General features: G+C 66.5%; 22 protein-coding genes. 9 read left to right on the forward strand and 13 right to left on the reverse strand.

What is annotated here, in order from left to right; genetic code table 11:
• Positions 1-244: 244 nt before the first annotated feature.
• On the reverse strand, positions 245-1807 hold the full coding sequence (locus DCM79_RS01255; RefSeq protein WP_257180920.1) for a glycosyltransferase family 39 protein: 1563 nt from the start codon (positions 1805-1807) through the stop codon (positions 245-247).
• A gap of 329 nt (positions 1808-2136) precedes the next feature.
• On the opposite strand from DCM79_RS01255, the gene DCM79_RS01260 reads away from it, so the two are divergent.
• Positions 2137-3870 carry an adenylate/guanylate cyclase domain-containing protein gene (locus tag DCM79_RS01260; protein ID WP_373568098.1) on the forward strand — a complete coding sequence of 578 codons (1734 nt, stop codon included), beginning with the start codon at positions 2137-2139 and terminating at the stop codon, positions 3868-3870.
• A 257-nt stretch (positions 3871-4127) separates the two neighbouring features.
• A complete protein-coding gene (locus tag DCM79_RS01265; protein ID WP_008563500.1) occupies positions 4128-4328 on the forward strand; it encodes a cold-shock protein in 201 nt (66 codons plus the stop codon).
• Between the two features lie 172 nt (positions 4329-4500).
• Here DCM79_RS01265 and DCM79_RS01270 read toward each other — a convergent pair whose 3' ends face one another.
• A complete protein-coding gene (locus DCM79_RS01270) occupies positions 4501-4962 on the reverse strand; it encodes an Lrp/AsnC ligand binding domain-containing protein (protein WP_257180921.1) in 462 nt (153 codons plus the stop codon).
• A gap of 113 nt (positions 4963-5075) precedes the next feature.
• On the opposite strand from DCM79_RS01270, the gene putA reads away from it, so the two are divergent.
• Positions 5076-8087 (forward strand): bifunctional proline dehydrogenase/L-glutamate gamma-semialdehyde dehydrogenase PutA, encoded by a 3012-nt coding sequence (gene putA / locus DCM79_RS01275; RefSeq protein WP_257178166.1) that lies wholly within the window; start codon positions 5076-5078, stop codon positions 8085-8087.
• Between the two features lie 117 nt (positions 8088-8204).
• Positions 8205-9410, forward strand: coding sequence for a CaiB/BaiF CoA-transferase family protein (locus DCM79_RS01280; protein WP_257178167.1), 1206 nt, complete (start codon positions 8205-8207; stop codon positions 9408-9410).
• 15 nt (positions 9411-9425) lie between these two features.
• Here DCM79_RS01280 and DCM79_RS01285 read toward each other — a convergent pair whose 3' ends face one another.
• Entirely contained in the window at positions 9426-10034 is a 609-nt protein-coding gene (locus DCM79_RS01285; protein ID WP_257178168.1) for a TetR/AcrR family transcriptional regulator, read from the reverse strand.
• Positions 10035-10124: 90 nt separating this feature from the next.
• Here DCM79_RS01285 and DCM79_RS01290 point away from each other — a divergent pair, with 90 nt between their 5' ends.
• Positions 10125-10772, forward strand: coding sequence for a glutathione S-transferase family protein (locus DCM79_RS01290; RefSeq protein WP_257178169.1), 648 nt, complete (start codon positions 10125-10127; stop codon positions 10770-10772).
• A 185-nt stretch (positions 10773-10957) separates the two neighbouring features.
• Here the strand turns inward: DCM79_RS01290 and DCM79_RS01295 are convergent, their stop codons facing one another.
• From DCM79_RS01295 to DCM79_RS01320, 6 genes are all read right to left on the reverse strand, one after another.
• A complete protein-coding gene (locus DCM79_RS01295; protein WP_196236002.1) occupies positions 10958-11122 on the reverse strand; it encodes a hypothetical protein in 165 nt (54 codons plus the stop codon).
• 23 nt (positions 11123-11145) lie between these two features.
• Complete coding sequence (locus tag DCM79_RS01300; RefSeq protein WP_257178170.1) at positions 11146-12669, reverse strand: hypothetical protein; 1524 nt, start codon at positions 12667-12669, stop codon at positions 11146-11148.
• Between the two features lie 92 nt (positions 12670-12761).
• Positions 12762-13736 (reverse strand): hypothetical protein, encoded by a 975-nt coding sequence (locus DCM79_RS01305; RefSeq protein ID WP_257178171.1) that lies wholly within the window; start codon positions 13734-13736, stop codon positions 12762-12764.
• A gap of 250 nt (positions 13737-13986) precedes the next feature.
• Complete coding sequence (locus DCM79_RS01310; RefSeq protein WP_257178172.1) at positions 13987-14484, reverse strand: TPM domain-containing protein; 498 nt, start codon at positions 14482-14484, stop codon at positions 13987-13989.
• 5 nt (positions 14485-14489) lie between these two features.
• On the reverse strand, positions 14490-15383 hold the full coding sequence (locus DCM79_RS01315; protein WP_257178173.1) for a YgcG family protein: 894 nt from the start codon (positions 15381-15383) through the stop codon (positions 14490-14492).
• A 132-nt stretch (positions 15384-15515) separates the two neighbouring features.
• Positions 15516-16124 carry a LemA family protein gene (locus DCM79_RS01320; RefSeq protein WP_028134535.1) on the reverse strand — a complete coding sequence of 203 codons (609 nt, stop codon included), beginning with the start codon at positions 16122-16124 and terminating at the stop codon, positions 15516-15518.
• A 234-nt stretch (positions 16125-16358) separates the two neighbouring features.
• Here DCM79_RS01320 and DCM79_RS01325 point away from each other — a divergent pair, with 234 nt between their 5' ends.
• From DCM79_RS01325 to DCM79_RS01335, 3 genes are read left to right on the forward strand one after another with little or no spacing between them, the layout of a single operon-like run.
• Positions 16359-17210 carry an enoyl-CoA hydratase gene (locus tag DCM79_RS01325; protein ID WP_257178174.1) on the forward strand — a complete coding sequence of 284 codons (852 nt, stop codon included), beginning with the start codon at positions 16359-16361 and terminating at the stop codon, positions 17208-17210.
• 5 nt (positions 17211-17215) lie between these two features.
• A complete protein-coding gene (locus tag DCM79_RS01330) occupies positions 17216-18355 on the forward strand; it encodes an acyl-CoA dehydrogenase family protein (protein WP_257178175.1) in 1140 nt (379 codons plus the stop codon).
• Positions 18356-18369: 14 nt separating this feature from the next.
• Positions 18370-19566 (forward strand): acyl-CoA dehydrogenase family protein, encoded by a 1197-nt coding sequence (locus tag DCM79_RS01335; protein ID WP_257178176.1) that lies wholly within the window; start codon positions 18370-18372, stop codon positions 19564-19566.
• Positions 19567-19770: 204 nt separating this feature from the next.
• On the opposite strand, the gene DCM79_RS01340 is transcribed toward DCM79_RS01335, so the two are convergent.
• The 3 genes from DCM79_RS01340 to DCM79_RS01350 all read right to left on the reverse strand — a co-directional run bounded on the left by DCM79_RS01340 (position 19771) and on the right by DCM79_RS01350 (position 24373).
• Positions 19771-22095, reverse strand: a complete 2325-nt coding sequence (locus DCM79_RS01340) for a xanthine dehydrogenase family protein molybdopterin-binding subunit (protein ID WP_257178177.1) — start codon at positions 22093-22095, stop codon at positions 19771-19773.
• 130 nt (positions 22096-22225) lie between these two features.
• Positions 22226-23332 (reverse strand): S1C family serine protease, encoded by a 1107-nt coding sequence (locus DCM79_RS01345; protein WP_257178178.1) that lies wholly within the window; start codon positions 23330-23332, stop codon positions 22226-22228.
• 165 nt (positions 23333-23497) lie between these two features.
• Positions 23498-24373 (reverse strand): dihydrodipicolinate synthase family protein, encoded by an 876-nt coding sequence (locus tag DCM79_RS01350; protein WP_257180922.1) that lies wholly within the window; start codon positions 24371-24373, stop codon positions 23498-23500.
• A 176-nt stretch (positions 24374-24549) separates the two neighbouring features.
• Here DCM79_RS01350 and DCM79_RS01355 point away from each other — a divergent pair, with 176 nt between their 5' ends.
• Positions 24550-25686: a diguanylate cyclase gene (locus tag DCM79_RS01355; protein WP_257178179.1), complete on the forward strand. Its 1137-nt coding sequence runs from the start codon at positions 24550-24552 to the stop codon at positions 25684-25686.
• A gap of 7 nt (positions 25687-25693) precedes the next feature.
• Here DCM79_RS01355 and DCM79_RS01360 read toward each other — a convergent pair whose 3' ends face one another.
• Positions 25694-26659, reverse strand: coding sequence for a VOC family protein (locus tag DCM79_RS01360; protein WP_257178180.1), 966 nt, complete (start codon positions 26657-26659; stop codon positions 25694-25696).
• Positions 26660-26732: the final 73 nt, after the last annotated feature.

A 26732-nucleotide genomic window follows, 5' to 3' on the forward strand; every position in this document is an offset into this window, starting at 1 on the left:
CACCCTGTACCCTTCTGGCGTTCGGAGGCCAGTCAGTTGGTGTAGGCTGGTCGGCCGGGCCGATCCGCCGGGAGCCGCCTTGCCCACCTGTGCCTTGAGCACCGACGTAGGACCCGCGCCCCAGCCGCTGTCCAGGATGCCATCGGCACCGGCGTAGCCGGCGCGAAGCGTCCTGGACTGCGGTGAGCACCGCGCTACCCTGGTTCACCAAGGCACGAAAGCTCTTGACCAAGGCTAGGAGGTCCTACGATACTGCCCGTGTGGAGAGATCACCCCACCCCGCTCGCGCTGCGCGCGATCGACCCTCCCCCTCCAGGGGAGGGTAAGCGCCCGCCAGCACCTTCCACTGAAACAGCGGCGAGTCCTTCGGCGGCGACAGCTCCGGGGTCCAGCCGGAGAGCTTTTCGATCGCATAGGTGTCCATCACGAGGCCGCGCCAGCGCCGCTCGACCTGACCGAGCTGTTCACGTTTCGCCGGAATGCTCTGCCACAGCGGCGAACGGTTGTCCGGCTCGCGGCCGACATAGACGCCAGCGTGTCCCTTGATCCGGTCCATGCCGGGATCGGCGAAATCCTGGAAGCGGCCGCGCTCGTTGATCTCGATGACGGGCACGCGCCCCCTGAACAGCCAGCGCATCATGGCGTAGGTGCGGTAGTCCGTGGTGGCGATCCAGGTCGCGCCGGTCTCGTCCAGCGCGGCCTGCGCGCGTGCGGCGACCTGCTCATAGCCGGCCTCGGCACCGATGGGGTCGATCCTGCCGAGCAGATTCCACGGCGCGGCGACGTAATAGAGGAACACGATGACGACGAAGGCGATGCCGGAGACGATGGCGGTCCTCGCCCAGAACAGCGACGATCTCAGCATGCGCGCCGACCAATCCTCCTTCATCATCGCCACGAGGTTCACGGCGGCCGCGGCGAAGCCGACCGGCCACATGAACATCGGCCAGGTATCGCCGACCCGCAGCGTGGTCGACTTCGCGAGGAAATACAGGAACGGCACCAGCACCGCAGTCGACAGCAGGATCGCGACCGGCTCGCGCGTGCGATAGCCGCGCCACGCCGTCAGCACCAGCCCGGTCAGCACCACCGGCAGCATGACGAAGCCGACCAGGCCGAACTGCAGGCCGATGTAATCGCCGAGCGTCCGCAGCGAGATGCCGTAACTGGCGGTGGCGCGCACGCCCTGGAAACGAAACGAGGCCCAATCGTGCTGCGCGTTCCAGATCAGCACCGGCGAGAACACGAGGGTGGCAACCAGCACGGCGAGATAAGGATAGGGGCTGCGCAACCAGCGCCAGCGCCAATCCGGCACCAGCAGAAAGGCGGCGACCGCCGGCGCGAACATGATCGCGGTGAATTTCGACAGCATCGAGAGGCCGGCGAACAGGCCGGCCGCCAGCCACCAGCGTCCGTCGCCGCTCTGCGACAGCCGCACCAGCGACCACATCATCGCCACCGCAAACGGGATCATGGCGACATCGGGTGCGACCTTGGCCATCAGCAGGCCGTAATAGAGCGCGGCCTCGGGCATCAGCACCGCGAGCGCGATCGCGCGCACATCATGGGTGAGGCGGCGGACCATGTCGGCGAGCAACAGCTGCGTCAGCAGCATCGCGACGATGCCGCCGAAGCGGACACCGAGCGGCGTGTCGCCGAAGATCGCAGTGCCGAGGCGGATCAGCCAGGCGATGCCCGGAGGATGGTCGAGGAAGCTGAGCGCACCCTCCTTCGACCAGGTCCAGTAATAGGCCTCGTCGGTACGCAGCTCGATCGCGGAAGCGTAGACGATGCGCAGCAGCGTCATCGCGGCGATGACGAGCACGGCAACAAGGATGAGACGGCGTTGGGCACCGTCTGGCTTCACAGGGATATCGGCAGCGATCGTCACGGCCGCGCTTTTCGCCAACCCGGGAGAGGGAGTCAATGCGGGGGGCCCCAACCCAGGTGTCGTCCCGGGCGAGCGAAGCGCGACCCGGGGATCCATAACCACAGGGAGGAGTTTGGCGAAGACCCGTGGTTGGGGGGCGCGCTTGTCCGGGACGACAGTGAGGCTTGTCGCGCATGTGACCTGTCACCCCCGGGAATTAAACGCTAGGCTGGCCGTTCTGCTTTCCGAGCTGATACAACCGAATCATGGTCACCGCTGCTGCACAGATGTCCGAACTCGTCCGCGCCACCAGCGTGCGGCAGGTGCGGCTCGTCTGCGGGGTGATCCTGTTCTGTTATGTGATCAGTCATTTCCTCAACCATGCGCTCGGCAATATCTCGGTCGAGGCCATGGAGGCCGGGGTCACCTACCACATCCTGTTCTGGCAGTTCCTGCCGGTCGCGATCGTGTTCTACACCGCCGCGCTGACGCATATGGGGCTCGGCATCTACGCGCTGTATCAGCGCCGCCAGTTCCGCTGGCGGACGACCGAGCCGCTGCAGCTCGCGCTGGGCTTGAGCATCCCTGCTCTGGTCATGGGCCACGTGGTCGGGGTGCGGCTCGGCTACACGCTGTACGATCACGAGAAGCTCTACCCGCAAGAGCTCTATCTGTTCTTCGTCGCCGCTCCGGGCCGGCTCTGGCAGATGACGATCCTGCTCATGATCGCCTGGGTCCATGGCTGCATCGGCATCTATTTCTGGCTGCGCCTCAAACCGTTCTTCACGCGTGCCGCCCCCTATCTGCTCGCCGCCGCCGTGCTGATCCCGACACTGTCGCTGCTCGGCATCTACCAGGGCGGCCGCAGCGTCGCGCTCGAAGCCGAAGACGGCGAATGGCGCGCAAACAACCTCACCCGACGCCAGGTCGGCACCGCGGCCGAGGCCGCGACGCTCGATCGCATCACCGGCGGCTTCACCATCGCCTATTTCGGGCTGGTGGGCCTGGCGCTGGCGGCGCGCGGCGTGCGCGCCTGGCGGGAGCGGCGCGGCGGCGTGATCGCGCTGTCCTACGGCAACGGCAAGACGGTGCGGGTTCCCAAGGGCCTCTCGGTGCTGGAGGCGAGTCTGCGCCACAATCTGCCGCATGCCAGCGTCTGCGGCGGCCGGGCCCGCTGCTCGACCTGCCGCATCCGGATCATCGGCGATCATGCCACGCTGCCCGAGCCGTCGCAGCGCGAAGCCTTCGTGCTGACGCGCGTCGGCACCAACGATCCCTCGATCAGGCTGGCCTGCCAGTTGCGGCCGACGTCGGACCTCTCCTTCTTCCAGCTCTTCACCCCGCAAGCGACGACGGCGACCGCGCACGCCTCGGCGCCGGCGAGCATCGGCCAGGAGCGCTATCTCGTCAGCCTGTTCGTGGACATGCGCGGCTCGACGCAGCTCGCCGAGAAACGGCTGCCGTTCGACACCGTGTTCATCGTCAACCGCTTCCTCGGCGCGGTGTCGCAGGCCGTGATCGAGAATGGCGGCCAGCCGAACCAGTTCGTCGGCGACGGCATGCTGGCACTGTTCGGGCTCACGGCCGATCCGCAAACCGCCTGCCGGCAGGCGCTGAAGGCGGCAAGCGGCATCGCCACCCAACTCGACGAGCTGAACCGGCTCCTGAGCCATGATCTGCGCCAGCCGATCCGCTTCGGCATCGGCATTCACGGCGGCGAGGTCATCATCGGCGACATCGGCTATCGCGATCACATCGTCTTCACGGCGCTGGGCGATGCCGTCAACGTCGCCGCCCGCCTCCAGGACATGACCAAGACGCTGGCCTGCGAGGCCATCGTCTCGGACGAGATCAGCCGCAGCGCGGGCCTCCCCGACGATGCCTTGCCGCACCAGGAGGTCGCGATCCGCGGCCGCGACGAGCCGCTTGCCGTGCGGGTGGTGGCGGATGCAAGGGAGCTGGCCGCGCTGGTCGATCGCAGCCAGCGCGTCGCGGCGTGATGTCGCCTCTGCCCGCAAGCGGCAGCCAATCGCATATCAATGATACGGGGACTGACGGCGCAGTCCTCCGTCATCTGACCGCGAAACGGGCAAAACCGGCAAAAGCGCCGCGAAGTTGAGCGGAATTCGGCGAAATGCCGATGTGGTTTGAGCTACCAAGCCCGCCACATTCCGCGTATCCTGTTAGGACCGAACCGGCCGGTTGGCGGGGACTGGCGGTTCGGAGATTTCGGAGGAAGACCCGCGGAGAAGTCGTGATGGCTAAAGGTACGGTCAAGTGGTTCAACCCGACGAAGGGTTATGGATTTATCCAGCCTGCGTCGGGAGGCAAGGATGTGTTCGTGCATATCTCGGCAGTGCAGAAGGCCGGTCTGTCGACCCTGAACGAGGGACAGACGGTGGAATACGAAGAGATCGCAAACCGGGGCAAGACTTCCGCAGAGAACCTCAAAGTATAAGCCCGCCAGCCTTTGCTGCCTCCCGGATCACCTTCCGGGAGCGGGCCAAGAAAATTTCAGAAGACGGCCAGTGCATTCGACGACAGGCGTTGCGATTGCACGAGGATAGCTATTTTTCCTGCGAAGACCGCTTGTTCGACGCCGCAGCAATGACAATCGCGACGACATTTCGTCAGCCCACCGGCAACGGTGCGTCGCGCTTGATCTCTTCCATCACCGCATAGGTCCGCGTCTCGCGCACGCCCGGCATCGACAGCAGGGTCTCGCCGAGGAAGCGTCGATAGGCGGACATGTCCGCAAGCCGCGCCTTCACAAGATAGTCGAAGCCGCCGGCAACCATGTGACACTCCAGCACCTCCGGCGCGAGCTTCACCGCGCGCGCGAACCGCTCGAAATTGTCGGGCGTGGTCTTGTCGAGCAGCACTTCGACGAACACCAGAAGGCCAAGGCCGAGCCGCTGCGGGTTGAGCCGCGCGCCGTAGCCCTCGACGAAGCCCTCGCGCTGCAGCCGCTTCAGCCGCTCGCCGATCGAGGTCGGCGACAGCCCGATGCGCTCGGCGAGGTCGACATTGGCGATCCGCCCATCCTCCTGCAAAATCGAGAGGATTCTCCGGTCGATACGATCTAGTTCCATAGCTTCTGAGGTCATTTGCCTGTCAATCTTCATTTTCTAAGGCAAATGCGCTAGAATGTCTATCGAACTGCGGTCACGCGGGCCTTATCCTGAATTCAGCCACAGGACACGCCATGCCGAACATCCCGCCTCCCTTTGCCGCCCCCTACGCGCCCGACGATGCCGAGCTCGCCGCGCAGCTGTTGCCGGCGTCGCATCTCTCCCCGCCGCAGGAGGCACGGATCGACCGGACCGCGACCCGGCTGATCGAGGCGATCCGCAAGCGCGACGACCGGCTCGCAGGTAATCTTGGCGGGGTCGAGGACATGCTGCGGGAGTTCGCGCTCTCGACCAAGGAGGGCCTCGCACTGATGGTGCTGGCCGAGGCACTGCTGCGCGTGCCCGACGCCCGCACCGCCGACCAGTTCATCGAGGACAAGCTCGGCGAGGGTGACTTCATCCACCACGAGACCAAGTCCACGGCCTTCCTGGTCAACGCCTCGGCCTGGGCGCTCGGGCTGTCGGCACGGGTGATCCAGCCCGGCGAGACGCCGGACGGCACCATCGGCCGCCTCGTCAAGCGACTGGGTGCGCCGGCGGTACGCACCGCGACGCGCCAGGCGATGCGGCTGATGGGCAACCATTTCGTGCTGGGCGAGACCATCGAGCAGGCGCTGCAGCGGGCGCAGCCGCGCTCCGGCCAGAAGTCGCGCTATTCCTTCGACATGCTCGGTGAAGGCGCGCGCACGGCGGCCGACGCGACGCGCTATTTCGATGCCTATGCCAGCGCGATCGAAACCATCGGCAGGGCCGCAGGCACTCATTCCCTGCCCGACCGGCCCGGCATCTCGGTCAAGCTCTCGGCGCTGCATCCGCGCTTCGAGGCGATCAGCCGCGCGCGGGTGATGGCCGAGCTGGTGCCGCTGCTGCTCGATCTGGCGCAGCGTGCCAAGGCCCATGACCTCAACTTCACCGTCGATGCCGAGGAAGCCGACCGGCTCGAGCTGTCGCTCGACGTGATCGCGGCAACGCTCGCCAATGCCTCGCTCAAAGGCTGGGACGGATTTGGCCTTGCGATCCAGGCCTATCAGAAGCGCGCCGGCGCCGTGATCGACCACGTCGATGCACTCGCGCGCGCTCATGACCGCAAGCTGATGGTGCGCCTCGTCAAGGGTGCCTATTGGGACACCGAGATCAAGCGCGCGCAGGAGCGCGGGCTCATTGGCTATCCCGTGTTCACGCGCAAGGCGATGACCGACCTGAACTACGTTGCCTGCGCGACGAAGCTGCTGGCCCTGCGGCCGCGCATCTTCCCGCAATTCGCCACCCACAACGCGCTGACGGTCGCGACCGTGCTGGAGTTCGCCGCAGGCGGCGGAGGTTTCGAGTTCCAACGCCTGCACGGCATGGGCGAAGCGCTGTACGAGCAGCTCGCCAAGGATCAGCCCGACATCGCCTACCGCACCTATGCGCCGGTGGGCAGCCATCGCGACCTGCTGGCCTATCTGGTCCGGCGCCTGTTGGAGAACGGCGCCAACTCCTCCTTCGTGGCGCAGGCTGCCGATTATCGCGTGCCGGTGACCGCACTGCTGCAGCGTCCAGCGGATGCCATTGTCCGGCCGCAGGCGGCGGCTCATTCCAGGATTCCGTTGCCGGCCGACCTGTTCGCGCCGGAGCGGCGCAATTCGCGCGGCGTCGAATTCGGCGCCCGCCTCGCGCTCGACCAATTGCTGGCCGACGTGAAGGCCGAGGCGGTGGACCTCGAGCCCATCGCTGACGCCACGCCGGATCAGACCGATGCGGCAGTCGCTGCGGCGCGCGGGGGCTTTGCCGCCTGGAGCCGGACGCCGGCGGCCACGCGCGCGGCGGCATTGGAGCAGGCGGCGCATCTGCTGGAAAGCCGCAGCGCCGGCTTCATCGCGCTGCTGCAAGCCGAGGGCGGCAAGACGCTGGACGATGCGCTCTCGGAGCTGCGGGAAGCTGCGGATTTCTGCCGCTATTATGCCGCGCAAGGCCGCAAGCTGTTCGGCCGGGAGACCGCGATGCCCGGCCCGACCGGCGAGAGCAATGCGCTCGCGATGCGCGGCCGCGGCGTCTTCGTCGCGATCTCGCCATGGAATTTCCCGCTGGCGATCTTCCTGGGTCAGGTCACGGCCGCGCTGATGGCCGGCAACGGCGTGGTGGCAAAGCCGGCCGAGCAGACGCCACGCATCGCGCGCGAAGCCGTAGCCCTGCTGCACGAGGCCGGCATCCCCAGAAGCGCGCTGCATCTCGTCACCGGCGACGGCAAGATCGGCGCGATGCTGACGGCGCATCCTGACATCGCGGGCGTCGTCTTCACCGGCTCGACCGAGGTCGCCCGCCTGATCAACCGGACGCTCGCCGCCAAGGACGGGCCGATCGTGCCGCTGATCGCCGAGACCGGCGGCATCAACGCGATGATCGCCGATGCCACCGCGCTGCCCGAGCAGGTCGCCGACGACGTCGTCACCTCCGCGTTCCGTTCCGCCGGCCAGCGCTGCTCGGCGCTGCGTCTCCTGTTCGTGCAGGAGGACGTCGCCGACCGCATGATCGAGATGATCGCGGGCGCCGCGCGCGAACTGAAGATCGGCGATCCCTCCGATGTCGCGACCCATGTCGGCCCGGTGATCGACCTCGAGGCCAAGCAGAGGCTCGATGCGCATGTCGCGCGGATGAAGAGCGAGGCGAAGCTGCACTTTGCAGGCGACGCACCGGAGGGCTGCTTCGTCGCGCCGCACATCTTCGAGCTCAGGGACGCCGGCCAGCTCACCGAGGAGGTCTTTGGCCCGATCCTGCATGTCGTGCGCTATCGTGCGGAACACCTCGCGCGCGTGCTGCAGGCGATCGAGCGCACCGGTTACGGGCTCACCCTCGGCATCCACTCCCGCATCGACGACACCGTCGAAGCCATCATCGATCGCGCTGAGATCGGCAACATCTATGTCAACCGCAACATGATCGGTGCCGTGGTCGGCGTGCAGCCGTTCGGCGGCAACGGCCTCTCTGGAACCGGCCCCAAGGCCGGCGGCCCGCATTACCTCGCGCGCTTCGCCACCGAGCAGACGGTGACCATCAACACCGCTGCTGCCGGCGGCAATGCGGCGCTGCTTGCGGGCGAGGAGTGAGGCCCTGCGCCGGGCGCCGTTGCATCCCGCGGAAACATCGGTCTAATGGCTCCCACCACCGGCCCGCGCCAATTCCAGCGCGCGGGAAACGACCGAAGCCAAGGGAGCGACGCTGCGATGGATAAGGGCATTTTTGCCGGCCTGAAGGTTCTGGACTGCGCGAGCTTCATCGCAGCGCCCGCGGCCGCGACCGTGCTGTCGGACTTCGGCGCCGACGTCATCAAGATCGAGCCGCCCGGCGCCGGCGACCCCTATCGCAACCTGCCGAACCTGCCGGGCTATCCGACCGGCGAGCACAATTTCGCCTGGCTGCTGGAGGCCCGCAACAAGAAGAGCATCGCGCTCGACCTCGCCAAGCCCGAGGCGCAGGCCGTGCTGTACAAGCTGGCGGCGGAAGCCGACGTCTTCATCACCAACATGCCGCCGCCGGTGCGCGCCAAGCTCGGCATCACCTATGACCATCTCGCCCATCTCAACGACCGGCTGATCTACGCCTCCTTCACCGGCTATGGCGAGAAGGGCGAGGAGGCCAACAAGCCCGGCTTCGACAGCAACGCCTATTGGGCGCGCTCCGGCCTGATGGATCTGGTCCGCGCCGACACCGACACCACGCCGGCCCGCTCGGTCGCCGGCATGGGCGACCATCCCTGCGCCATGGCGTTCTACGGCGCCATCGTCACCGCGCTGTATCAGCGCGAGAAGACCGGCAAGGGCTCGCACGTCGCCTCCAACCTGATGGCGAACGGGGTGTGGGCCGCGAGCGTGCTGGCGCAGGCAAAACTCTGCGGCGCCAAGTTCGGCGAGCGGCGTCCGCGCGAGCGCGCGCTGAATGCGGTCGCCAACCACTACCAGTGCAAGGACGGCCGCTGGCTGATCCTGTCCCTGCTGAGCGAGGAGAAGCAGTTTCCGACGCTGGCCAAGTGCCTGGGGCGCGAGGACCTGATCGCCGACCCCCGCTTTGCCACCAAGGCCGACCGCCACGCCCGCTCGGTCGAGCTGATCAGGATCTTTGACGAGACCTTTGCGACGAAGGACCTCGCCGAATGGCGCAAGATCCTCGACGGCAATGGCCTCGTGTTCGGTGTCGTCGCCGTTCTCGACGACATCCCGAACGACAAGCAGATGCTCGACAACGAGGTGCTGGTGCCGTTCGAGAACGACACCATGCTCACCATCAGCAGCCCGATCTGGATCGACGGCGCCAGGAAGGTGCAGCCGCGCAAGCCGCCCGCCGTCGGCGAGCACAGTGACGAGATCTTGCGCGGCGCGGGGTACGACGAGGCGGCGATCAAGCAGCTGCGGTCGAAGGGGGCGGTGGGATAGGCCGGCGCGCCGGCGTTACTTCCGCGCGATCAAGCCGCCCACCAAGTCCAACAGCTCCGCCTTCGCCTCGCGTCGGAAACCGGCTCTGGGCGTGGCGAGTTGGCGAAAGAGCAAGCCAATCAGCGCCGAGACGAACAACTCGGCGTGGCGGCGTGGGTTTGGTGACTTCGCAGCTTTCAGCGCAAGCTCCGCACTCTGCCGCCACGTGTCAAACCACTCGGCGACCACGGGCCGATAGTGCTCTTGCCTAGCGGCGGCCAGGAAGGCCTCATAGCAGGCGATATGCGTCTCGGCTTCCGTGCTGATCTCGCGGACGTAGAAATCGACCAGCGCGTCGATCCAGGCCTCCACCTCGAACGCCTTGTCCTGAAGGCTGAGAGCCAACGCACGCAGCCTCCCGATTTCGCGCGCCAGAGCGAACTGCAGGGCGGCCTCAATCAGCGCATCACGGGTTCCGAAATGATGCGTGACCGCACCGAGCGAGACCCTAGCCTCGGCCGCGACCGCGCGGTGGGTCACGCCGTCGAGCCCATGTCGCCCGATGATGCGCAGCGTTGCCTGCATCAGGGGGCGCTCGCGCTCGCCCGCCTCTGTTTTTGAATTCCTGCTCATCCGGCCCAGCATCCAGCTCTTGACCGATGACAGAACAAATGTTCTGTTGTACGGATCATATGTAATATCGTTGTCCAGGCCCCCGAAGGCAAGGAGCGTTCAATGCCCCGCTACCGCCTCCACTATTTCCCCGAGTCAGGCAACAGCTACAAGCTGGCACTGATGCTGACGCTCTGCGGCGAGACGTTCGAGCCGGTGTGGACCGATTTTGCCGGCGGCGTCACGCGCGCGGCGGAATGGCGCCAGGCGGTGAACGAGATGGGCGAGATTCCCGTGCTCGAGATCGACGGCGCGAAGATGACGCAGACGGCGCCTCTCCTGCTCAAGCTCGCCGAGCGATATGGCCGCTTCGGCGCCGAGACCGAGAACGAAAACTTCGAGCTGCTGCGCTGGCTGTTCTGGGACAACCACAAGCTCACCGGCTACATGGCGACCTATCGCTTCATGCGCGCCTTCACCGAGAAGAACGATCCGCAGGTGCTGAAGCATTTTCGCCGCCGGCTCGAGGATTTCCTCGGCATTCTCGACGGGCATCTTCAGCACAACGATTTCGCGATCGGTGCAAGGCCGACGGTGGCCGATATCTCGATGATGGCCTATCTGCATTACCCGAGCGACGAGCACGGCTTCGACTTTGCCACGAGCCATCCCGCCATCTACGCCTGGCTCGGCCGCATCGCCGCACTGCCCGGCTGGAAGCCAGCCTATGAGCTGCTGCCGGGCAAGCGGATGACGAATTACGCGAAATGAGGGTCTCTTCTCCCTCTCCCCGCTTGCGGGGAGAGGGTTGGGGTGAGGGGGAGTCTCCACGGGGACGGTCACGGCGAGGCTCGCGGAGAGTCCCCTCACCCGCCGCGCTTTGCGCGTCGGCCTCTCCCCGCAAGCGGGGCCAGGCGAACCTCGCGGCTCGTTCCGAGACTCAGTCGACAGAGATCCTACCGCAGCGACAGCCAGCCGAGCGTGAACAGGATGCCGCCGACCACGACGGCCATCGCGATCGCCCAGACGCTGACGCGGGCGCTGCCGGCGACCTGCTTGGCTTCTTCGTTCTGCGCGATCTGGCGATTGCGCGCCTTGTTGGCGTTGCCCGTATCCGTCATGAATCATCCAAATCGCTTGTTGGCTAACGCGTCTTGATGAAGCACATGCCGATGCGGCGCGAGGCCGCGGCGGCCTGACAGCTGAGACCGTTAGCACAGTTCCATGACGTAAAACTCTTGTCTGGCGTTCCCGATCCCGCATCCGCAAGGGAACAATGCGCGCCCCAGCCGTCCTGATACTCGCTTCCGGCGAGCTCGCGGCTGCCGCGGGTCTGCGGCCGGCTGGCGAATCCGCGTGAGAAATCAGGACGTTTACCCGCGGCGAAGGCGGTCAGGATGTCGCGGCGACGCAGCTGATCGCCGACGAAATGCGGCGAGGCCGGCACGATGGCCGCGTTGGACCGCTTGTCAGCGAGCCAGTCGACGCCAGGAAAATGGAAGCCGCCGATGCCGCGGGTCTGGTGGCATCCTGAGCAGGTGACGTCATTGAGACGACGCTGAAAGCCCGCGACCGAGCGGATGTTCTGCATGTCTCCGCGCGCGGCGGCCTGTTTCAGCGCACCGACCACGTCGTCATCGGTGAAGACCGGGTCGCCGCCCTCGCCGTTCTCCTCTCCTTGCACCATGCCAAACTCGGGCTGCAGCGCGGAAGCGTCGAGGCCGGCGGGCGTCGGCACCACCGCAGCCTTGGCCAGGAATCTTTCCGGGATCACCACCGTGCCGCGATCGAACTCGCGCAGATTCCCGGGTGTGAGCAGCCAGTGCTTGAAATCCAGCCGGAGCACATCGTCGGCGAGGATACGGTCGCGGTCGATCTGGTTCTCCAGCACCGCTTCCGCGAACGTCTTCGTCGCGGCGTCGTACTTGAACACCTTGAGCAGATAGTCGGAGCGGAAATCGTGAAGCGCCGATTTCGGCGCGACGGAGACCTGGATGTTGGTCTCGATGCGGTCGAGCATGGCATCGTCCCGGCCACCGATCAGCTCCTGCCAATTGCCGTTGTCGAGCCAGCGCCGCGCGATCTCGGCGCAGCTGACCGGCTTGCCGTTCCGCTCCGTCCGGCGCGCATCCCGCGCCTTCAGCACCAGATTGAACGTCATCGGCAGGCGGGTCGCGGGCTTGCCAGCGTCGAACCGCGCCAGCCGGTAGATCAGCCGGATCTCGCCGCAGGATTCTTCGGCGACATAGGCGCGGTCCATGCGATTGACGATGCCGGCCAGCACGAAGCGCGTGTCGGGCGATGTCAGATTTGCCCGATCGAACAGCTGCACGTCGAAACCTTCGCCGGTGCCGATGGTCTCGGTCGGCCAAGCCGCCTTCTGCCTGGCGATGTAGCGCTCGAGCTCCGCGTCGATCGCGGGAGGAATCTCCCTGAGCTGCGGCAGCGCCGCGAACAGCCGGTCGGTCGTCAGCGGACCGTCCGCCTTGCGCTCAGGCGCCAGCAGGCGCGCGATCGTGAGGACGTCGCCGTCGTCGAGCTTGCGCAACAGATCGGGATCGGTGATTGCCGTGCCGCGCAGCAGCTGTGCGGTCTCCGCAGCTGACGACGAGGCGACGCCGCCAAGCAACAAGGCAGCAGCAACGAGAATTCGCAGCGCGCGGCTCATGCCTTAGGTAACACCGCGCCGGGATGCCTATTCAAGCAAAAAGGCGCCTCACATGCTGGTGAAGCGCCTCTTCGAACTCGGATATCGGACGCTCAGCGTGCGACGATCAGCCCCTTGCTGGTGACGACCACCCAGCGGCCGTCCTGGCGGCGGATCGCATCGACGCGGCCGACGCCGGGGATGGGGTCGCCGGGATAGACTTCGTAGAGGCCGTCGCGGCCCTCGATCAGCGCGCCGCCATTGCCGGCGTTGCGCAGCCGCCAGCCTTCGACCGTCGGCAGACGGCCGACCTCGGGCTTGGGAGCGGCAGCCACCGGGGCCGCTGCGGCGGCGGTCGCAACCTGGGTCGGCGCGACCGAGCCGGTGATCTCCTTCGCGGGCGCCGCAGCTGCGGCAGCCTGCGCGGGCGCGGCGGGCGGCGTGACACGCAGCTTGTCGACCGCTTCCGACAGCTTTGCGATCCTGGCGAGCGGCTCGGCCTGCGCCTTCTCGAGCTTGTCGAGACGGTCGTTGGCGCGATTGAACTGGCTGAGACCCGTCTTCGAGCTGTGCTCGACATTGGCCTTGAGCGCGACGAGATCGGCATCGATCCGCGCGACCGAAGCATCGAGCGCGCTGGTATCGGTGACCTGCACCGGTGCCTGGGCGGGGCTTGCGAAATGCATCATGCCGGCGGTTGCGAGCGCGCCGCTGATCGCGCCGACACCGGCTGCGATCGCCACCACCGCGGCCATCGCCGACAGGCGCCGCTTGCCGCCGGCCTCGCGCGGCTCGTCCGCCTTCACATGCGGAGCAAAATCCTCGCGGTCCCAGCTGCGCTCCGAGGGCGCCATGACGATCAGCTTGCCGGACTTCGGCTCCGGCTTGCTCTCGGCTTTGGGCTCGACCCTGGCTTCGATCTTCGGCACCTCGATCTTCGGTGGCTCGACCTTCACCGGGTCGGGCTTCGGCGGCGCCTCGTGGTCGGGCGCGATCGAGGGGGCGTCGATCCCGGCAGCCTCGACAGCCCGCGGCACGGTCGTCCCGGCTTCGACGACGCTGTTGTCCTGGGCAGCCTGCTCAGCCATTGGTTCGCTCACGGTTCAAATACTCCGCTCTGGATTGACCTTTTGGTAACTTTCATTGCTTGCGAAATCCTTACCTTGGGACCCGCTTACCGAAGTTTTAGGAAATTATCCGGGGCCGAATTAGGCCGGGAAGAAGGAACCGGTGTGGCGGGCGTGAAACAATTTGTAACCGGGGCAAGATGAACGGCCGCGGAATGAAGCTACGCGCCGGCGATAGATCGAGCGCCCGCTCTAGCCACATCACAGTCCGTCACATCACGACCGGCGCATCCGGCAGCTCGTTGGCAGGCGACGCCTGCGGCGGAAAATGCCGCGCCAGTTCGCGCGACACTGCTTCGATGCCGCCGATGACGCCGCGCTCGAATTGGCCGGAGGCGAACTCCGACTCCATGGCGTGACAGATGCTCTCCCAGCCCGCCGCGCCCACCTTCGCGTCGATGCCACGATCGGCGATGATCTCGACGTCGCGATCGGCGAGCAGGAGATAGATCAGGACGCCGTTGTTGTGCGCGGTGTCCCAGATGCGGAAGTGCGAGAACACGTCGAGCGCACGCGCCCGCGCCGGCTGGTTGCGGAACAGCGGCACGCCGTCGAGCGCGCCTTCGACCACGAAACGAACCTGGCCGGAATGGGTGGCTTCGCCGCGCCTGACCGCCTGCTCGATGCGGGCGAGGACGTCTGGCGGAAAGATCTGCCTTGCCCGCCAATGATACTGCACGAGATGTCTGGCAATGCGCTTGATGCTCATGACCGCTACCAGCTCCCCGAGGCGCCGCCGCCGCCAAAACTGCCCCCGCCGCCGCTGAACCCGCCGCTGCTCGACGATCCGCTGCTCCAGCCGCCTCCCGACGAGCCGCTCGACCAAGAGCCGCCGCGCGAGCGTCCGGTGCCCGGCGTGATCGCCGAAAACAGATCGGCGATGAAACCGATGATGAAGCCGAGCACGCCGACGGCGGCGGCGAGCGCGGCGGAGCCGAGGATGACCCAGGTCACCGCCGCAATGATGCCCCCGGTCACCAGTGATCCGAGCAGCCGTCCCAGGATCGCCCGGAAGAAGCCGCCCACGCCGATCGAGGCAAACAGCGCCACGGCAAACACCGGCACGAGGTCGTCCAGATTGTGGGCGAAGTTCGCGGTGCGCGAGGGAGACGGCAAGGGCTCTCCTTCGATCACCCGCATCATGCGGTCGACGCCATCGGAGATGCCGCCGGCGAAATCGCCTGCCCTGAACTTCGGCGTGATGACCTCATCGATGATCCGCCGCGACGTGACGTCGGTCAGAGCGCCTTCGAGGCCGTAACCGACCTCGATGCGCAGCTGCCGGTCGCTCTTGGCGACGACGAGGATCGCGCCATCGTCGACCTTCTTGCGGCCGATCTTCCAGGCCTCGGCGACCCGGATCGAGAATTGCTCGATCGTCTCCGGCTGCGTGGTCGGCACGATCAGGACGGCGATCTGGCTGCCCTTGCGGCTCTCGAAGTCCTGCAGCTTCTGCGACAGCGCGGCGATGTCGCTGCTGGAGAGCGTGTCGGTCTCATCGACCACGCGGCCGGTGAGCTCCGGGACGGCGACGTCGGCGGAGGCGGGGAGCGCGAAGACGAAGAAGAGCGCGATGACCACCATCGCCCGCAACAAGCTCGGTGTCATCGCCCGCGAAGGCGGGCGATCCAGTATTCGAGCGGCCGCAGTGCTTGAACCGTGGAGCCGCGGCGTACTGGATTCCCCGCCTTCGCGGGGAATGACGGCGGAGTGTGGGACGCGCATCTGAGTCGAACGCGCTTACTTCGACGGCGCGGGAGCGGTGTTAAAATCCACCTTCGGCGCGGTCGAGATCGCCTTCTCGTTCTCGACCGAGAAGTTCGGCTTCTCCTTGTAGCCGAACACCATCGCGGTGAGGTTGCTCGGGAAGGAGCGGATGGTGACGTTGTAATCCTGCACCGACTTGATGTAGCGGTTGCGCGCTACCGTGATGCGGTTCTCGGTCCCCTCCAGCTGCGACATCAAATCCTTGAACAGGGCGTCGGACTTCAGCTGCGGATAGTTCTCGGTCACGACCAGCAGCCGCGACAGCGCGCTGGAAAGCTCGCCCTGGGCCGCCTGGAACTTCTGGAAGGCGGCGGGATCGTTCAGCACCTCGGGCGTCGCCTGGATGCTGCCGACCTTGGCGCGGGCGTTGGTGACGCCGAGCAGCACGTCCTTCTCCTGCTGCGCAAAGCCCTTCACCGAGTTGACGAGATTGGGCACGAGGTCGGCACGGCGCTGATACTGGTTCACGACCTCGGACCAGGCGGCCTTGATCTGCTCGTCCTCGCTCTGGATCGCGTTGTAGCCGCAATTGGTGAGGCTTAGCGAGGCCAGCGCCGCCAGCACGGTGAGGATCTTGCGCATTAAATTTCTCCCGGTGGAATCTGGCGCAAACTACCAGATGAGACCCGCAAGACGCCAGCATCCCAACGTCATTCCGGGGCGATGCGCAGCATCGAGCCCGGAATCTCGAGATTTCGCTTCGCGCCCCGGATTGATGGCATGGATGAGCGCGCCGACTGACGCAAGCCTCTTGCCTCGCACAGGCCGACATAGTCAACTCCCCGCAACAAGACGAAAATCGTCAGAGGGAACGCGATGACCTCGTTCGAGACCATCCTCGTGGAGCGGCCCGAGCCTGATATCACCCGGGTCGTGATGAACAGGCCCGAGGCGCGCAACGCGCAGAACCTGCAGATGACCTACGACCTCAACGCCGCCTTCGACGCGGCGGTGCAGGACGATGCGGTCAAGGTCATCATTCTCGCCGGCAGCGGCCCGCACTTCTCCTCCGGCCACGATTTGCGCCCCGGCGGCAAGAATGTGGCCGGCGTCGATTTCCCGCCGATCGGAAATTGGGGCGGTTTTGCCGAGCCGAACGCCCATGGCCGCTTCGCGCGCGAGCAGGAAATCTATCTCCAGATCACCCGGCGCTGGCGCAATCTGGCGAAACCCACCATCGCCGAGGTACATGGCAAGTGCATCGCCGGCGGGCTGATGCTGGCCTGGGCCTGCGATCTCATCGTCGCCAGCGACGACGCGCAATTCTGCGACCCCGTCGTCACCATGGGCGTCTGCGGCGTCGAATGGTTCGTGCATCCCTGGGAGCTGGGCCCGCGCAAGGCCAAGGAATTCCTGTTCACCGCCGACAATTGGAGCGCGCAGGAGGCGCACCAGCTCGGCATGGTCAACCAGGTCGTGCCGCGCGCGGAACTCTCATTGCGCGTGCTGGAGCTGGCGCGCAGGATTTCGACAAAGCCGTCCTTCGCGCTAAAGATGACCAAGGAAGCCGTCAACCGCTCGGTCGACGTGATGGGCCAGCCCGCCGCGATCGACCAGGCCTTCGCGCTGCATCAGCTCTGCCATGCCCACAATCTTCAGGAGTTCGGCATGATCGTCGATCCGTCCGGCCTGCATCCCTCCGTGCGCAAGCCGGCTGCGGCGGAGTAGACAACATGGATCTCAATCTCAGTGACGAGCAGAAGCTGCTGCGCGACAGCGCGGAGCGCTTCGTGGCCGGGAGCTACGATGCCGCTCACCGCCGCAGGATGGCGAACGATCCGCTCGGCTTCAGCCCCGCGGTGTGGAAGCAGTTCGCCGAGCTTGGCTGGCTGGCGCTGCCGTTGCCCGAGGAATTCGACGGGCTCGGCGGCGGCGCGGTCGAGATCGGCATTTTGATGGAGGCCTTCGGCCGCGGGCTGGTGTCGGAGCCCTATCTGGCGACCGTGGTGCTGGGCGCCGGGCTGATCGCCAGATGCGGCAGCCATGATCAGAAGCAATCGAGCCTGCCCAAGGTCGCGGACGGATCACTGAAGCTTGCGTTCGCGCATTCCGAGCGGGCGGCACGGTTCGACCTCGCCAAGGTCGCGACATCGGCGACCAAGACGGCGCAGGGCTGGCGCCTGTCCGGCAGCAAGATCGCGGTGCTCGACGGCCATGCCGCCGACGAGATCATCGTCTCCGCGCTCATGCACGACCATCATGGCCCTTCGGGACGGATCGGCCTGTTCGCGATGCCGGCAACCGCGCCGGGCCTTGCGATCTCCGACTACGCGCGCCTCGGCGGCGGGCGCGCCTGCAACATCGAGCTGTCCGACGTGCAACTGCCCGAAGACGCCCTGCTCGGCGCCGGCCACGACGCGCTGCCGGCGATCGAATGGGCCGTCGATCGCGCCCTGGCCGCGCTCGGTGCCGAAGCCGTCGGCATCATGCAGACGCTGCTCGACACCACGCTCGAATACACCAAGATCCGGAAGCAGTTCGGCCGGCCGCTCTCGGCCAACCAGGTGATCCGCCACCGGCTCGCCGACATGGCCATGCAGGTCGACGAGGCGCGCTCGATGGCGCTGCGCGCCGCGCTGAAGGTGGACGCTGCGCCGACCGAGCGCGCCCGGGCGGCGTCGGGCGCGAAGGCGAAGATCGGCAGATGCGCCCGCTTCGTCGGCGAGCAGTCGATCCAGCTTCATGGCGGCATGGGCGTCACCGAGGAGCTGGAGGTCGGCGCCTATTTCAAGCGCCTCGTCGCCTTCGACACGCTGTTCGGCGGCAGCGCGCATCACTATGCCCGCCACGCCGAACTCGGCCGCAAGGCCTGACACCGGAGAGCCTCATGGACCTCAGTTTCAATGCCGAGGAGCGCGCCTTCCAGAGTGAGGTGCGCAGCTTCATTGCCAGGAATCTCACCGAGGAGATGAAGCGCGCGACCGCGCTGACGCCGTCGGTGTTCTCCGACCCCGATATCGGCAAGGCGTGGCAGCGCGCGCTGCACGCCCAGGGCTGGGGCGCGCCGGGCTGGCCGGTCGAATATGGCGGGCCGGGCTGGACCCCGGCGCAACGCTGGATCTTCGAGACCGAATGCGCGCGGGCCGGCGTCCCCAATGTCAACGTGATGGGCGTGAAGATGGTCGGGCCCGTCATCATCGGCTTCGGCTCGCCGGAGCAGAAGAATTTCTACCTGCCGCGGATTCTCTCCGGCGAGGATTATTGGTGCCAGGGCTATTCCGAGCCGGGCTCGGGCTCCGACCTCGCCTCCCTGAAGACGCGCGCCGTGCGCAACGGCGACGATTACATCATCAACGGCACCAAGATCTGGACCACGCACGCGCACCATGCCAACCGCATGTTCGCGCTGGTGCGCACCAGCGACGGTCCCAGGCAGCAGGACGGCATCAGCTTCATCCTGATCGACATGAAGACGCCGGGCATCACCACCCGTCCCATTCTCACCATCGGCGGCGACCACGAGGTCAACCAGGTGTTCTTCGACGACGTCCGCGTGCCCGCCGCCAACCGCGTCGGCGAGGAAGGCAAAGGCTGGACCTACGGCAAATATCTGCTGGAGTTCGAGCGCGGCGCGGGCATCGCCTCGGCCAAGCTGCGCGAGGGCTTGAGGGCGATCGCGGACCTTGCCGAGTCGGACCTGACCGGACGCGCCATCGACAGCCCAGACATCGCAACGCGCATCTCCGAGGTCGAAGTCGACATCGACGCGCTGGAGATGACCGAGCTGCGCGTGCTCTCGGCGCTGCAGACCGGGCAAAATCCCGGCGCGGTGTCCTCGATCCTGAAGCTGCGCAACAGCGAGATCCGCCAGGCCGTCACGCGGCTCGGCGCCGACGTGATCGGCCACGACGCGCTTGCCGTCGAGCCGATGCGCCCGCTCTACAAGCTCAACCACGAGCCTGTTATCCCCGAGGAGATGCTGACGATGGTGCCGGAATATCTCAACGGCCGCGCCTACACCATCTTCGGCGGCACCTCGGAGATCCAGCGCGACATCATCGCGAAGATGGTGCTGGGGATTTAGCTCGGCTGCCCCAACACACTCGGTGTCGTCCCGGACAAGCGCAAGCGCAGATCCGGGACCCATAGCCACAGGGAGATGTGGTTACGGGGACTCGGAGTTACCAGCTTCGCGCCACAACAACGCCTGTGGTTATGGGTCCCGGGCTCGCGCTCTGCGCGCCCCGGGACGACACTTGCGTGTGTGGTGGCAGCCCGCGCGACAACGCTACCCCGCAGCCTTCGCGTCCCGGATCGCCTGCCACACCTTCTGCGGCGTCAGCGGCGTGTTGAGCTGGGTGATGCCGAGCTCGGCGAGCGCGTCCATCACGCCGTTGGTGACGCAGGGCGGCCCGCCGATGGCGCCGGATTCGCCGCAGCCCTTGGCGCCGAGCGGATTGGTGCGGCAGGGCGCGGAATCATCCAGCGTCACCACGATCGGCGGCACGTCGTCGGCGCGGGGGATGCAATAGTCCTGATAGCTCGCGGTCAGCAGCTGGCCGTCGGCGTCGTAGGACACGCCTTCATACAGCGCCTGGCCGATGCCTTGCGCCACGCCGCCATGGATCTGCCCGGTGACCAGCATCGGGTTCACGGCGACGCCGACGTCGTCGACCGTGGTGTAGCGCACGACCTTGGAGACGCCGGTCTCGGGGTCGATCTCGACCTCGCAGATATGGGTGCCGTTCGGCCAGCTCGGACCGTCCACCTCGCCCTCGGAATCGACGCTGAGCTTGGCGCCGCTCTCCTTCTCGGCGAGATCGAACAGGCTGATGCGGCGGTCGGTGCCGACCACCGTGAGCATGCCGCCCTGATATTCGATGTCCTCGATCGAGGTTTCCAGCACGTTGGCGGCCTTCTCGCGCGCCTTCTGGATCAGGTCATTCGACGAGACCGCGACCGCGGTTCCGCCGACGAACAGCGAGCGCGAGCCGACGCTGCCAAAACCCGTGGCGAGATCGGTGTCGCCCTGGACGACGTCGATCTTGTCCATGGGGATGCCGAGCGTGTCGGAGATCATCTGGGTGTAGGTGGTCTGCAGTCCCTGCCCCATCGCCATGGTGCCGGAATGCAGCACGACCCGCCCTTGCGAGGTCGCTTGCAACGTGACCTTTTCGGTATGCGCGCGGCCGCCGGTCCATTCGATGTAGGAGGTGAGCCCGCGGCCGTAGAGCAGGCCCTTCTTTTTCGCCGCCTTCTTGCGCACGGCAAAGCCGTCCCAGTCGGCGAGCTTCACCGCGCGGTCGAGCATGTGGGCGAAGGCGCCGGAATCGTAGACCTGGCCGGCGGCATTGGTGTAGGGCAGCTGCGCCGGCTTGATGTAATTGGCCTTGCGGATCGCGCGCGGATCCATGCCGATTTTTCGCGCGGCGGCATCGAACAAGCGTTCGACGATGAACACCGCCTCGGGGCGGCCGGCGCCGCGATAGGCGCCGACCGGTGCGGTGTGGGTCATCACCGACTGCACCTCGAAATGCACCAGCGGCAGATCGTAGACCCCGGTCTGTACGAAGGGGCCGAGCACCAGCGGGATGATGTTGGCCGCGCCCGAGGAATAGGCGCCGGTGCAGCCGATCGACTTGACGCGATAGGCCAGCACCTTGCCCTTCTCATCCAGCGCGAAAGACGCCGTCGAGGTGAGATCGCGGCCATGGGTGCCGCCGACGAACTCGTCGGTGCGGTCGCCGCGCCAACGGATCTTCTTGTTCAGCTTGGTTGCGGCATAGGCGACGATGCCGTCTTCCGGATAGAGGTTGGTCTTCTGGCCGAAGCCGCCGCCGATGTCACCGACCAGGACGCGGACGCTGTCCTTGGGACGCTTGAGCACCGCTTCCGCCAGCACGTCGCGGGTCGAGGCCGGCGTCTGCGACTGCACGTGCAGCAGCAGGCGTCCGGTCTTCTTGTCGATCTCCGCGATGGTCGAGCGCGGCTCCATCGCGGAAGGCACCAGGCGCTGGCTGACCAGATCGAGCTCGACAACATGCGCCGCCTTGGCGAACGCCTCGTCCACCTTGGCAGCATCGCCGTAAGACATGGCGCCGACGATGTTGTCGGGCGCCTCAGGCCACACCACGGGCGCGCCGGGCTTGACGGCCTCGACCGGGTCGACCACCGCGGGCAGCACGTCGTACTCGATCACGATCGCTTCGGCCGCGCTCTGCGCCTCCACACGCGAGGACGCCACCACCGCGGCGACGGCCTCGCCGGCATAGCGCACAACCTCATGGGCCAGCAGCCGGCGCGGCGGCACCGTCATCGGCTTACCGTCTGGGCGCTTGAAGATGTTCAGGGTCGGGATCGCGCCGATGTCGTCCTTGACGAGATCGGCGCCGGTATAGATGGCGGTGACGCCAGGCATCGCGGCTGCGGCGCCGGTGTCGATCGAGACGATCCTGGCGTGGGCGTGCGGCGAGCGCAGCACGTGCAACCACAGCGCGCCGTCGGCCGGCTTGTCGTCGATGAACTGTCCCTTCCCGGTGAGCAGCCGCTGGTCCTCCAAACGCTTGACGGGCTGCCCCGCTCCGAAACGCAAATTGCCGGGAAGAATGTTCATTCCGCTGTGTCCTCGAAATCCGCAAAAACGACCGCGGCGGTTTTAGCGGATTTTGCGGGCCAGACAACCGAGCCCCGGCACATCTGCAATGCGCCTCCGAACCCCTTGCGGCTGCTTGCGGATCGGCCGGCTAGGACCTGTCGATATCGATGATGCCTACATCCACATCACGGCTGTCCGAGCCGCGTTTGACCGTGAGCCGGACGGTCTTCCCCGCCCCGGCCTGCTCCAGCGCGTCGGTCAGGTCGGAGAGGCGCCGCACCGGCTTGCCTTCGGCCGCGGTGATGATGTCTCCGACAGCTCCTGTCGAAAAGTTGACGCCGCGAATCCCCGCCCGCTCGGCCGGGCTGCCGGGGGCCGTCCGCACCACGATCACGCCCTCGACGCCGAGCCGGGTGGAAACATCCTCGCCGGCGGCCACGATGCCGATGCCGGGCGTCGGCACCCGGCCGCTGCGGATGAGTTCGGGGACGATCCGGTTCACGACGTCGACCGGCACCGCGAAGCCGATGCCGGCGTTCGAGCCGGACGGCGATATGATCGCGGTCGTGACGCCGATCAAACGCCCGGCGGAATCCAGCAAGGGACCGCCTGAATTGCCGGGGTTGATCGCGGCATCAGTCTGGATGACGTTGGCGATCTCCCGGCCGCCATGGGTCGGAAGCCTGCGCTTGAGCGCGCTGATGATGCCGGAGGTCATCGATTGATCCAGCCCGAACGGATTGCCGATCGCAAAGGCGGCTTGGCCGACCTTCAGGTCGCTCGAGCTGCCGAGTCCCACCGGCGCCGGCAGCTCTCGCACGCTGCGGATCCGCAGCACCGCGAGATCGTAGTTGGGAGCCCTGCCGACGAGGTCCACCTGCGCGACCTCTCCCGACGCAAAGCGCACGGCGATCTCGCTGCCATTGGCGACGACGTGATTGTTCGTCACGAGATGACCCTCGCGGTCCCAGACGAAGCCCGTGCCGGACGCGCCGCCGCCACCCTGGCCTTCGTCGCCCATGAGAGGACTGGCGGCCGATTTCACGGCGACCTGAACGACCGAGGGCGACACGCGCTCGAAGATGTCGATGGTCGCCTTTTCGCCATCCGACAGCGGCCCGCGCTGCTCGATGGCGCGCGCGGACGGCGCCGCCCACGGGACATAGGAGATCGGAACATGCAGGATCTTCGCGGCCGTGACGGCGAGCAGCAGGGCGGCGAAGGCTGCCGCGGCAATCGCATAGCGACGGTTCATAAGTGATCACCGTATCTTGTGCTGGATGCGGGCTCTGAGGTGCACATGCGTGGGCGACAGAGGTCGCTCACGCGGCAACGCCGCAAGCGCACGGAAGTTTCTCTGTCAGGTAAGAGCCATTTTGCTCCCGACAGGTCGCCGGGGCAAATTGCCGCGTGGCAAACGCTAGGTCAGCTCGCGCAAAGCCGTCTCCACGACCTTGCGCGCCTCGGCGGTCAGCGGTGCCTGCGGCGGCACGGGGTCGCCGACATCGTAGCCCTGGATCGCGAGCCCGGCCTTGATGCAGGCGGCGAGGTTGAAGCGCGCGAAGGCTTCGTTGATGCGCCACAGCCTGCGCTGGAGCACCATCGCCTCGCTCCAGCGACCGGCCTTGCAGAGCGCGTAGAGCGCAACGCTCTGGCGCGGAATGATGCAGGCCGGGCCCGCCATCCAGCCGAGGCCGCCGATCAGCATCACCGCGGCCGGGATATGGGCGGAGGCCGAGAACACCCGCAAGGCATCCCCGCAGCGGTTCATGATCGAGAGCAGCCGACCGGTGTTGGTCGAGGCGTCTTTGATGTAGCCGATGCGCGGATGCTCGGCGAGGCGCGCGATGGTGTCGAGGGTGAGATCGGAGCGCTGGAATTGCGGGTTGGTGTAGATGACGACGGGAATGTCGACGGCATCCGCAATGGCGCGGAAATAGGATTCGACCTGGGCATCGGCAAGCGGGAAATAGGCTTCCAGGATCGCGAGGATGCCGTCGGCCCCAGACTTCTGGTAGGCCTTCGCCTGCGCCACCGCGTCCGCCGTCGAGGTCGAGGCGACGCCGGCGATCACCGGCACGCGGCCCTTGGCGGCCTCGATCGTGGACTGCACGACAGAGGCGCGTTGGGCGGCATTGAGATAGGCGAACTCGCCGGTCGAGCCCAGCGGCGTCAACCCGTGCACGCCGGCGCCGATCAGGTCGTCGCAAAGCCTGCCGAGGACTTCGGTGCGCACATTGCCGCCGGCATCGACGGGCGAGACGAGATAGGGGAAGACGCCGTGGAATCCGGGCATGTCGGTCGATGGTCCAAGCATCGGGGCCCGCCAAAGACCCCGTTGATTGCTGCTAACATGTGAGGAAATCGCCAGCAAGGCGGGCATTGACCAGTTCTTAAGGATGTTGCGAACTAGCCATGATGCCGCGCCCATCGCCCTACTCCGTATTAGGGAGTGATGACGATGGTGCCCGCATGCCTCTCACAATGCTGTCCAGGTATCTGCATCCCGATCCGCGCATCCGGCGCGAGCTCGTCGATCTCCTGTACACGTCATTGCCGCAAGTGTCCGCCATCGGCGTGACATCCGTAACGGGCGCCGTGGCGCTGACGGCCATGAGCGGTGACATAGGCTATGCCGTCATTTCGGGATTAATCTTCATCACCGCGGCCGCCCGCGTCTATTCCCTGCTTCGCTACAAATCTCGCGCCACGCAATTGTCGGACGCAGACGTGGTTCGCTGGGAGCGGCTCTATGGCGCCGGCGCGTCGGCATTCGGCCTTGCGCTAGGCCTGCTCTCCTATCGTGCGCTCGAACTCGACGACGACCCAGGCGCGTGGATCGCGTTCGGCCTCTCGATGTCGTTCTGCGTCGGCATGGTCTCGCGCGCCGCGATCCGCCCCTGGATCATCCTGAACACGGCCGCCATCCTCCTGCTGCCGACGATCGTCGGCGGCCTGCTCCGACCCGAATTCGCCTACAAGATCGGCGCGATCATGCTGGCGTTCTTCTGGCTGACCCTGCGCGAGGCCTCCAAGCATCTGTCTGCCGCGTTCGTCGAACGCGTCGAGGCCAAGCATCGGCTGGCGCGGCAGGCCACGCACGACTTTCTCACGGGATTGCCGAACCGCGCCGCGTTCTTCCAGGCCCTGGCCGAGACGCGGAGCGATTTCGCGATCGTCGCCATCGATCTCGACGGCTTCAAGCCCATCAACGACCGTCACGGCCATCAGGCCGGCGACGATCTGCTGCGCCAAGTGGCCGAGCGGCTGGCGTCGTGCGTCGGCAACACCGGCATCGCGGCACGCTTTGGCGGCGACGAATTCATGATGCTCAGACCTGTCAGGGCCGGCGAAGCCGGTCGTGAGGAGGCGTTCGCGCTGGCGCGTCAGGCCATTGGCGAGCTGTCGATGCCGTTCCTGCTGACGGACATTCCGGTCTGCATTGGCGCAAGCGCCGGCATTCTCGTCAGTACCGGGACCATCACTGCGGGCTCGGCCTCGCAATTGCTGGAACGGGTCGATCGTGCGCTCTATACGGCAAAGCGTGCGGGAGGCGGACGTTGCGTCTGGTCGGACGAATACGCCGGCGTCCAGCGCGCGGCAGGCTGAACAACTATCAAACCTTGAGCAAGCGTATCCGCGTGCCCCAGGGATCGACCGCCTCCAGGCCACCCGCTAGCGCCGTGACCTTCGCGCCGGCCTTGCGCAGGCGCTGCTCCTGGGCGGCGAGAATGTCCGGCTTTTCCGTCACGAGCGAGAACCAGGCAAGGCCGGTCGTCTGATCGTCGCGCTGGCCCGCGCCCTGGCTCTGCCAGACGTTGATGCCGAGGTGATGATGATAGCGGCCGGACGACAGGAACGCCGCGCCGCTGCGGCTGCGGGTGGGATCGAGACCGATCGCGCCATGATAGAAATTGCCAGCCTGCGCGAGATCGCCGACCCGCAGATGCATGTGACCGATGCGCAGGCCCTCGGGTGCCCCGGCATAATCGGGCACGCGCGGATTGGTTAGCGACAGCAGGTCAGGAATGTCGAGCTCGTCGGCCGCCATCTTCACGCTGCCCTCGCTCCACTGCCATTGCGAGGGATCGCGATCGGCATAGACCTCGATGCCGTTGCCTTCGGGATCGTCGAGATAGACGGATTCGCTGACGAGGTGATCGGCAAAGCCCGACAGCTTCACGCGGTGCGAGGCGGCGTGGACCAGCCAGCGCGCCAGGTCCTTGCGGGTCGGCATCAGGAAGGCGGTGTGATAGAGGCCGGCGGCGTTGCGCGGCTCGATCGCCGCATCGGGCCGGACCTCCAACACCACCAGCGTGACGCCAGCCGTGCCAAGCCTTGCCGCAGTCGCCGACCGCTCCATCACGGTGAGGCCGATCACATCGCGATAATAATCCGCGATCGTGTCGAGGTGCTTCACCCGCAGCGTCACCATGCCAACCCGCAACGGCGTGCGGCTGGCATAGGTCGGCCCGCCGCCCTGCGGCGTGCCCTCGGCGCGCGCCGCAGCTGCGGCGGCCGCCGCAAGCGAGGTGGCGCCGGCGAGTTGCAGCAGGGTGCGGCGGGTGAGGTCGACAATCATGACGGCTCGCAATTGTTGGGGCCACGGGGCGTAATTCCGGGATTGCTACACGTTCCCGTGAGGCCCTCCCAAT

Source organism: Bradyrhizobium sp. WBOS07, from assembly GCF_024585165.1.
Taxonomy (GTDB): domain Bacteria; phylum Pseudomonadota; class Alphaproteobacteria; order Rhizobiales; family Xanthobacteraceae; genus Bradyrhizobium; species Bradyrhizobium japonicum_B.

Excerpts from the sequence above, each read along its gene's own strand:
- DCM79_RS01255 (WP_257180920.1), bottom strand. The coding sequence starts at position 1,807 with ATGACGCTGCTGCGCATCGTCTACGCTTCCGCGATCGAGCTGCGTACC.
- DCM79_RS01260 (WP_373568098.1), top strand. The coding sequence starts at position 2,137 with ATGGTCACCGCTGCTGCACAGATGTCCGAACTCGTCCGCGCCACCAGC.
- DCM79_RS01265 (WP_008563500.1), top strand. The coding sequence starts at position 4,128 with ATGGCTAAAGGTACGGTCAAGTGGTTCAACCCGACGAAGGGTTATGGA.
- DCM79_RS01270 (WP_257180921.1), bottom strand. The coding sequence starts at position 4,962 with ATGGAACTAGATCGTATCGACCGGAGAATCCTCTCGATTTTGCAGGAG.
- putA (WP_257178166.1), top strand. The coding sequence starts at position 5,076 with ATGCCGAACATCCCGCCTCCCTTTGCCGCCCCCTACGCGCCCGACGAT.
- DCM79_RS01280 (WP_257178167.1), top strand. The coding sequence starts at position 8,205 with ATGGATAAGGGCATTTTTGCCGGCCTGAAGGTTCTGGACTGCGCGAGC.
- DCM79_RS01285 (WP_257178168.1), bottom strand. The coding sequence starts at position 10,034 with ATGCTGGGCCGGATGAGCAGGAATTCAAAAACAGAGGCGGGCGAGCGC.
- DCM79_RS01290 (WP_257178169.1), top strand. The coding sequence starts at position 10,125 with ATGCCCCGCTACCGCCTCCACTATTTCCCCGAGTCAGGCAACAGCTAC.
- DCM79_RS01295 (WP_196236002.1), bottom strand. The coding sequence starts at position 11,122 with ATGACGGATACGGGCAACGCCAACAAGGCGCGCAATCGCCAGATCGCG.
- DCM79_RS01300 (WP_257178170.1), bottom strand. The coding sequence starts at position 12,669 with ATGAGCCGCGCGCTGCGAATTCTCGTTGCTGCTGCCTTGTTGCTTGGC.
- DCM79_RS01305 (WP_257178171.1), bottom strand. The coding sequence starts at position 13,736 with ATGGCTGAGCAGGCTGCCCAGGACAACAGCGTCGTCGAAGCCGGGACG.
- DCM79_RS01310 (WP_257178172.1), bottom strand. The coding sequence starts at position 14,484 with ATGAGCATCAAGCGCATTGCCAGACATCTCGTGCAGTATCATTGGCGG.
- DCM79_RS01315 (WP_257178173.1), bottom strand. The coding sequence starts at position 15,383 with ATGACACCGAGCTTGTTGCGGGCGATGGTGGTCATCGCGCTCTTCTTC.
- DCM79_RS01320 (WP_028134535.1), bottom strand. The coding sequence starts at position 16,124 with ATGCGCAAGATCCTCACCGTGCTGGCGGCGCTGGCCTCGCTAAGCCTC.
- DCM79_RS01325 (WP_257178174.1), top strand. The coding sequence starts at position 16,359 with ATGACCTCGTTCGAGACCATCCTCGTGGAGCGGCCCGAGCCTGATATC.
- DCM79_RS01330 (WP_257178175.1), top strand. The coding sequence starts at position 17,216 with ATGGATCTCAATCTCAGTGACGAGCAGAAGCTGCTGCGCGACAGCGCG.
- DCM79_RS01335 (WP_257178176.1), top strand. The coding sequence starts at position 18,370 with ATGGACCTCAGTTTCAATGCCGAGGAGCGCGCCTTCCAGAGTGAGGTG.
- DCM79_RS01340 (WP_257178177.1), bottom strand. The coding sequence starts at position 22,095 with ATGAACATTCTTCCCGGCAATTTGCGTTTCGGAGCGGGGCAGCCCGTC.
- DCM79_RS01345 (WP_257178178.1), bottom strand. The coding sequence starts at position 23,332 with ATGAACCGTCGCTATGCGATTGCCGCGGCAGCCTTCGCCGCCCTGCTG.
- DCM79_RS01350 (WP_257180922.1), bottom strand. The coding sequence starts at position 24,373 with ATGCCCGGATTCCACGGCGTCTTCCCCTATCTCGTCTCGCCCGTCGAT.
- DCM79_RS01355 (WP_257178179.1), top strand. The coding sequence starts at position 24,550 with ATGCCTCTCACAATGCTGTCCAGGTATCTGCATCCCGATCCGCGCATC.
- DCM79_RS01360 (WP_257178180.1), bottom strand. The coding sequence starts at position 26,659 with ATGATTGTCGACCTCACCCGCCGCACCCTGCTGCAACTCGCCGGCGCC.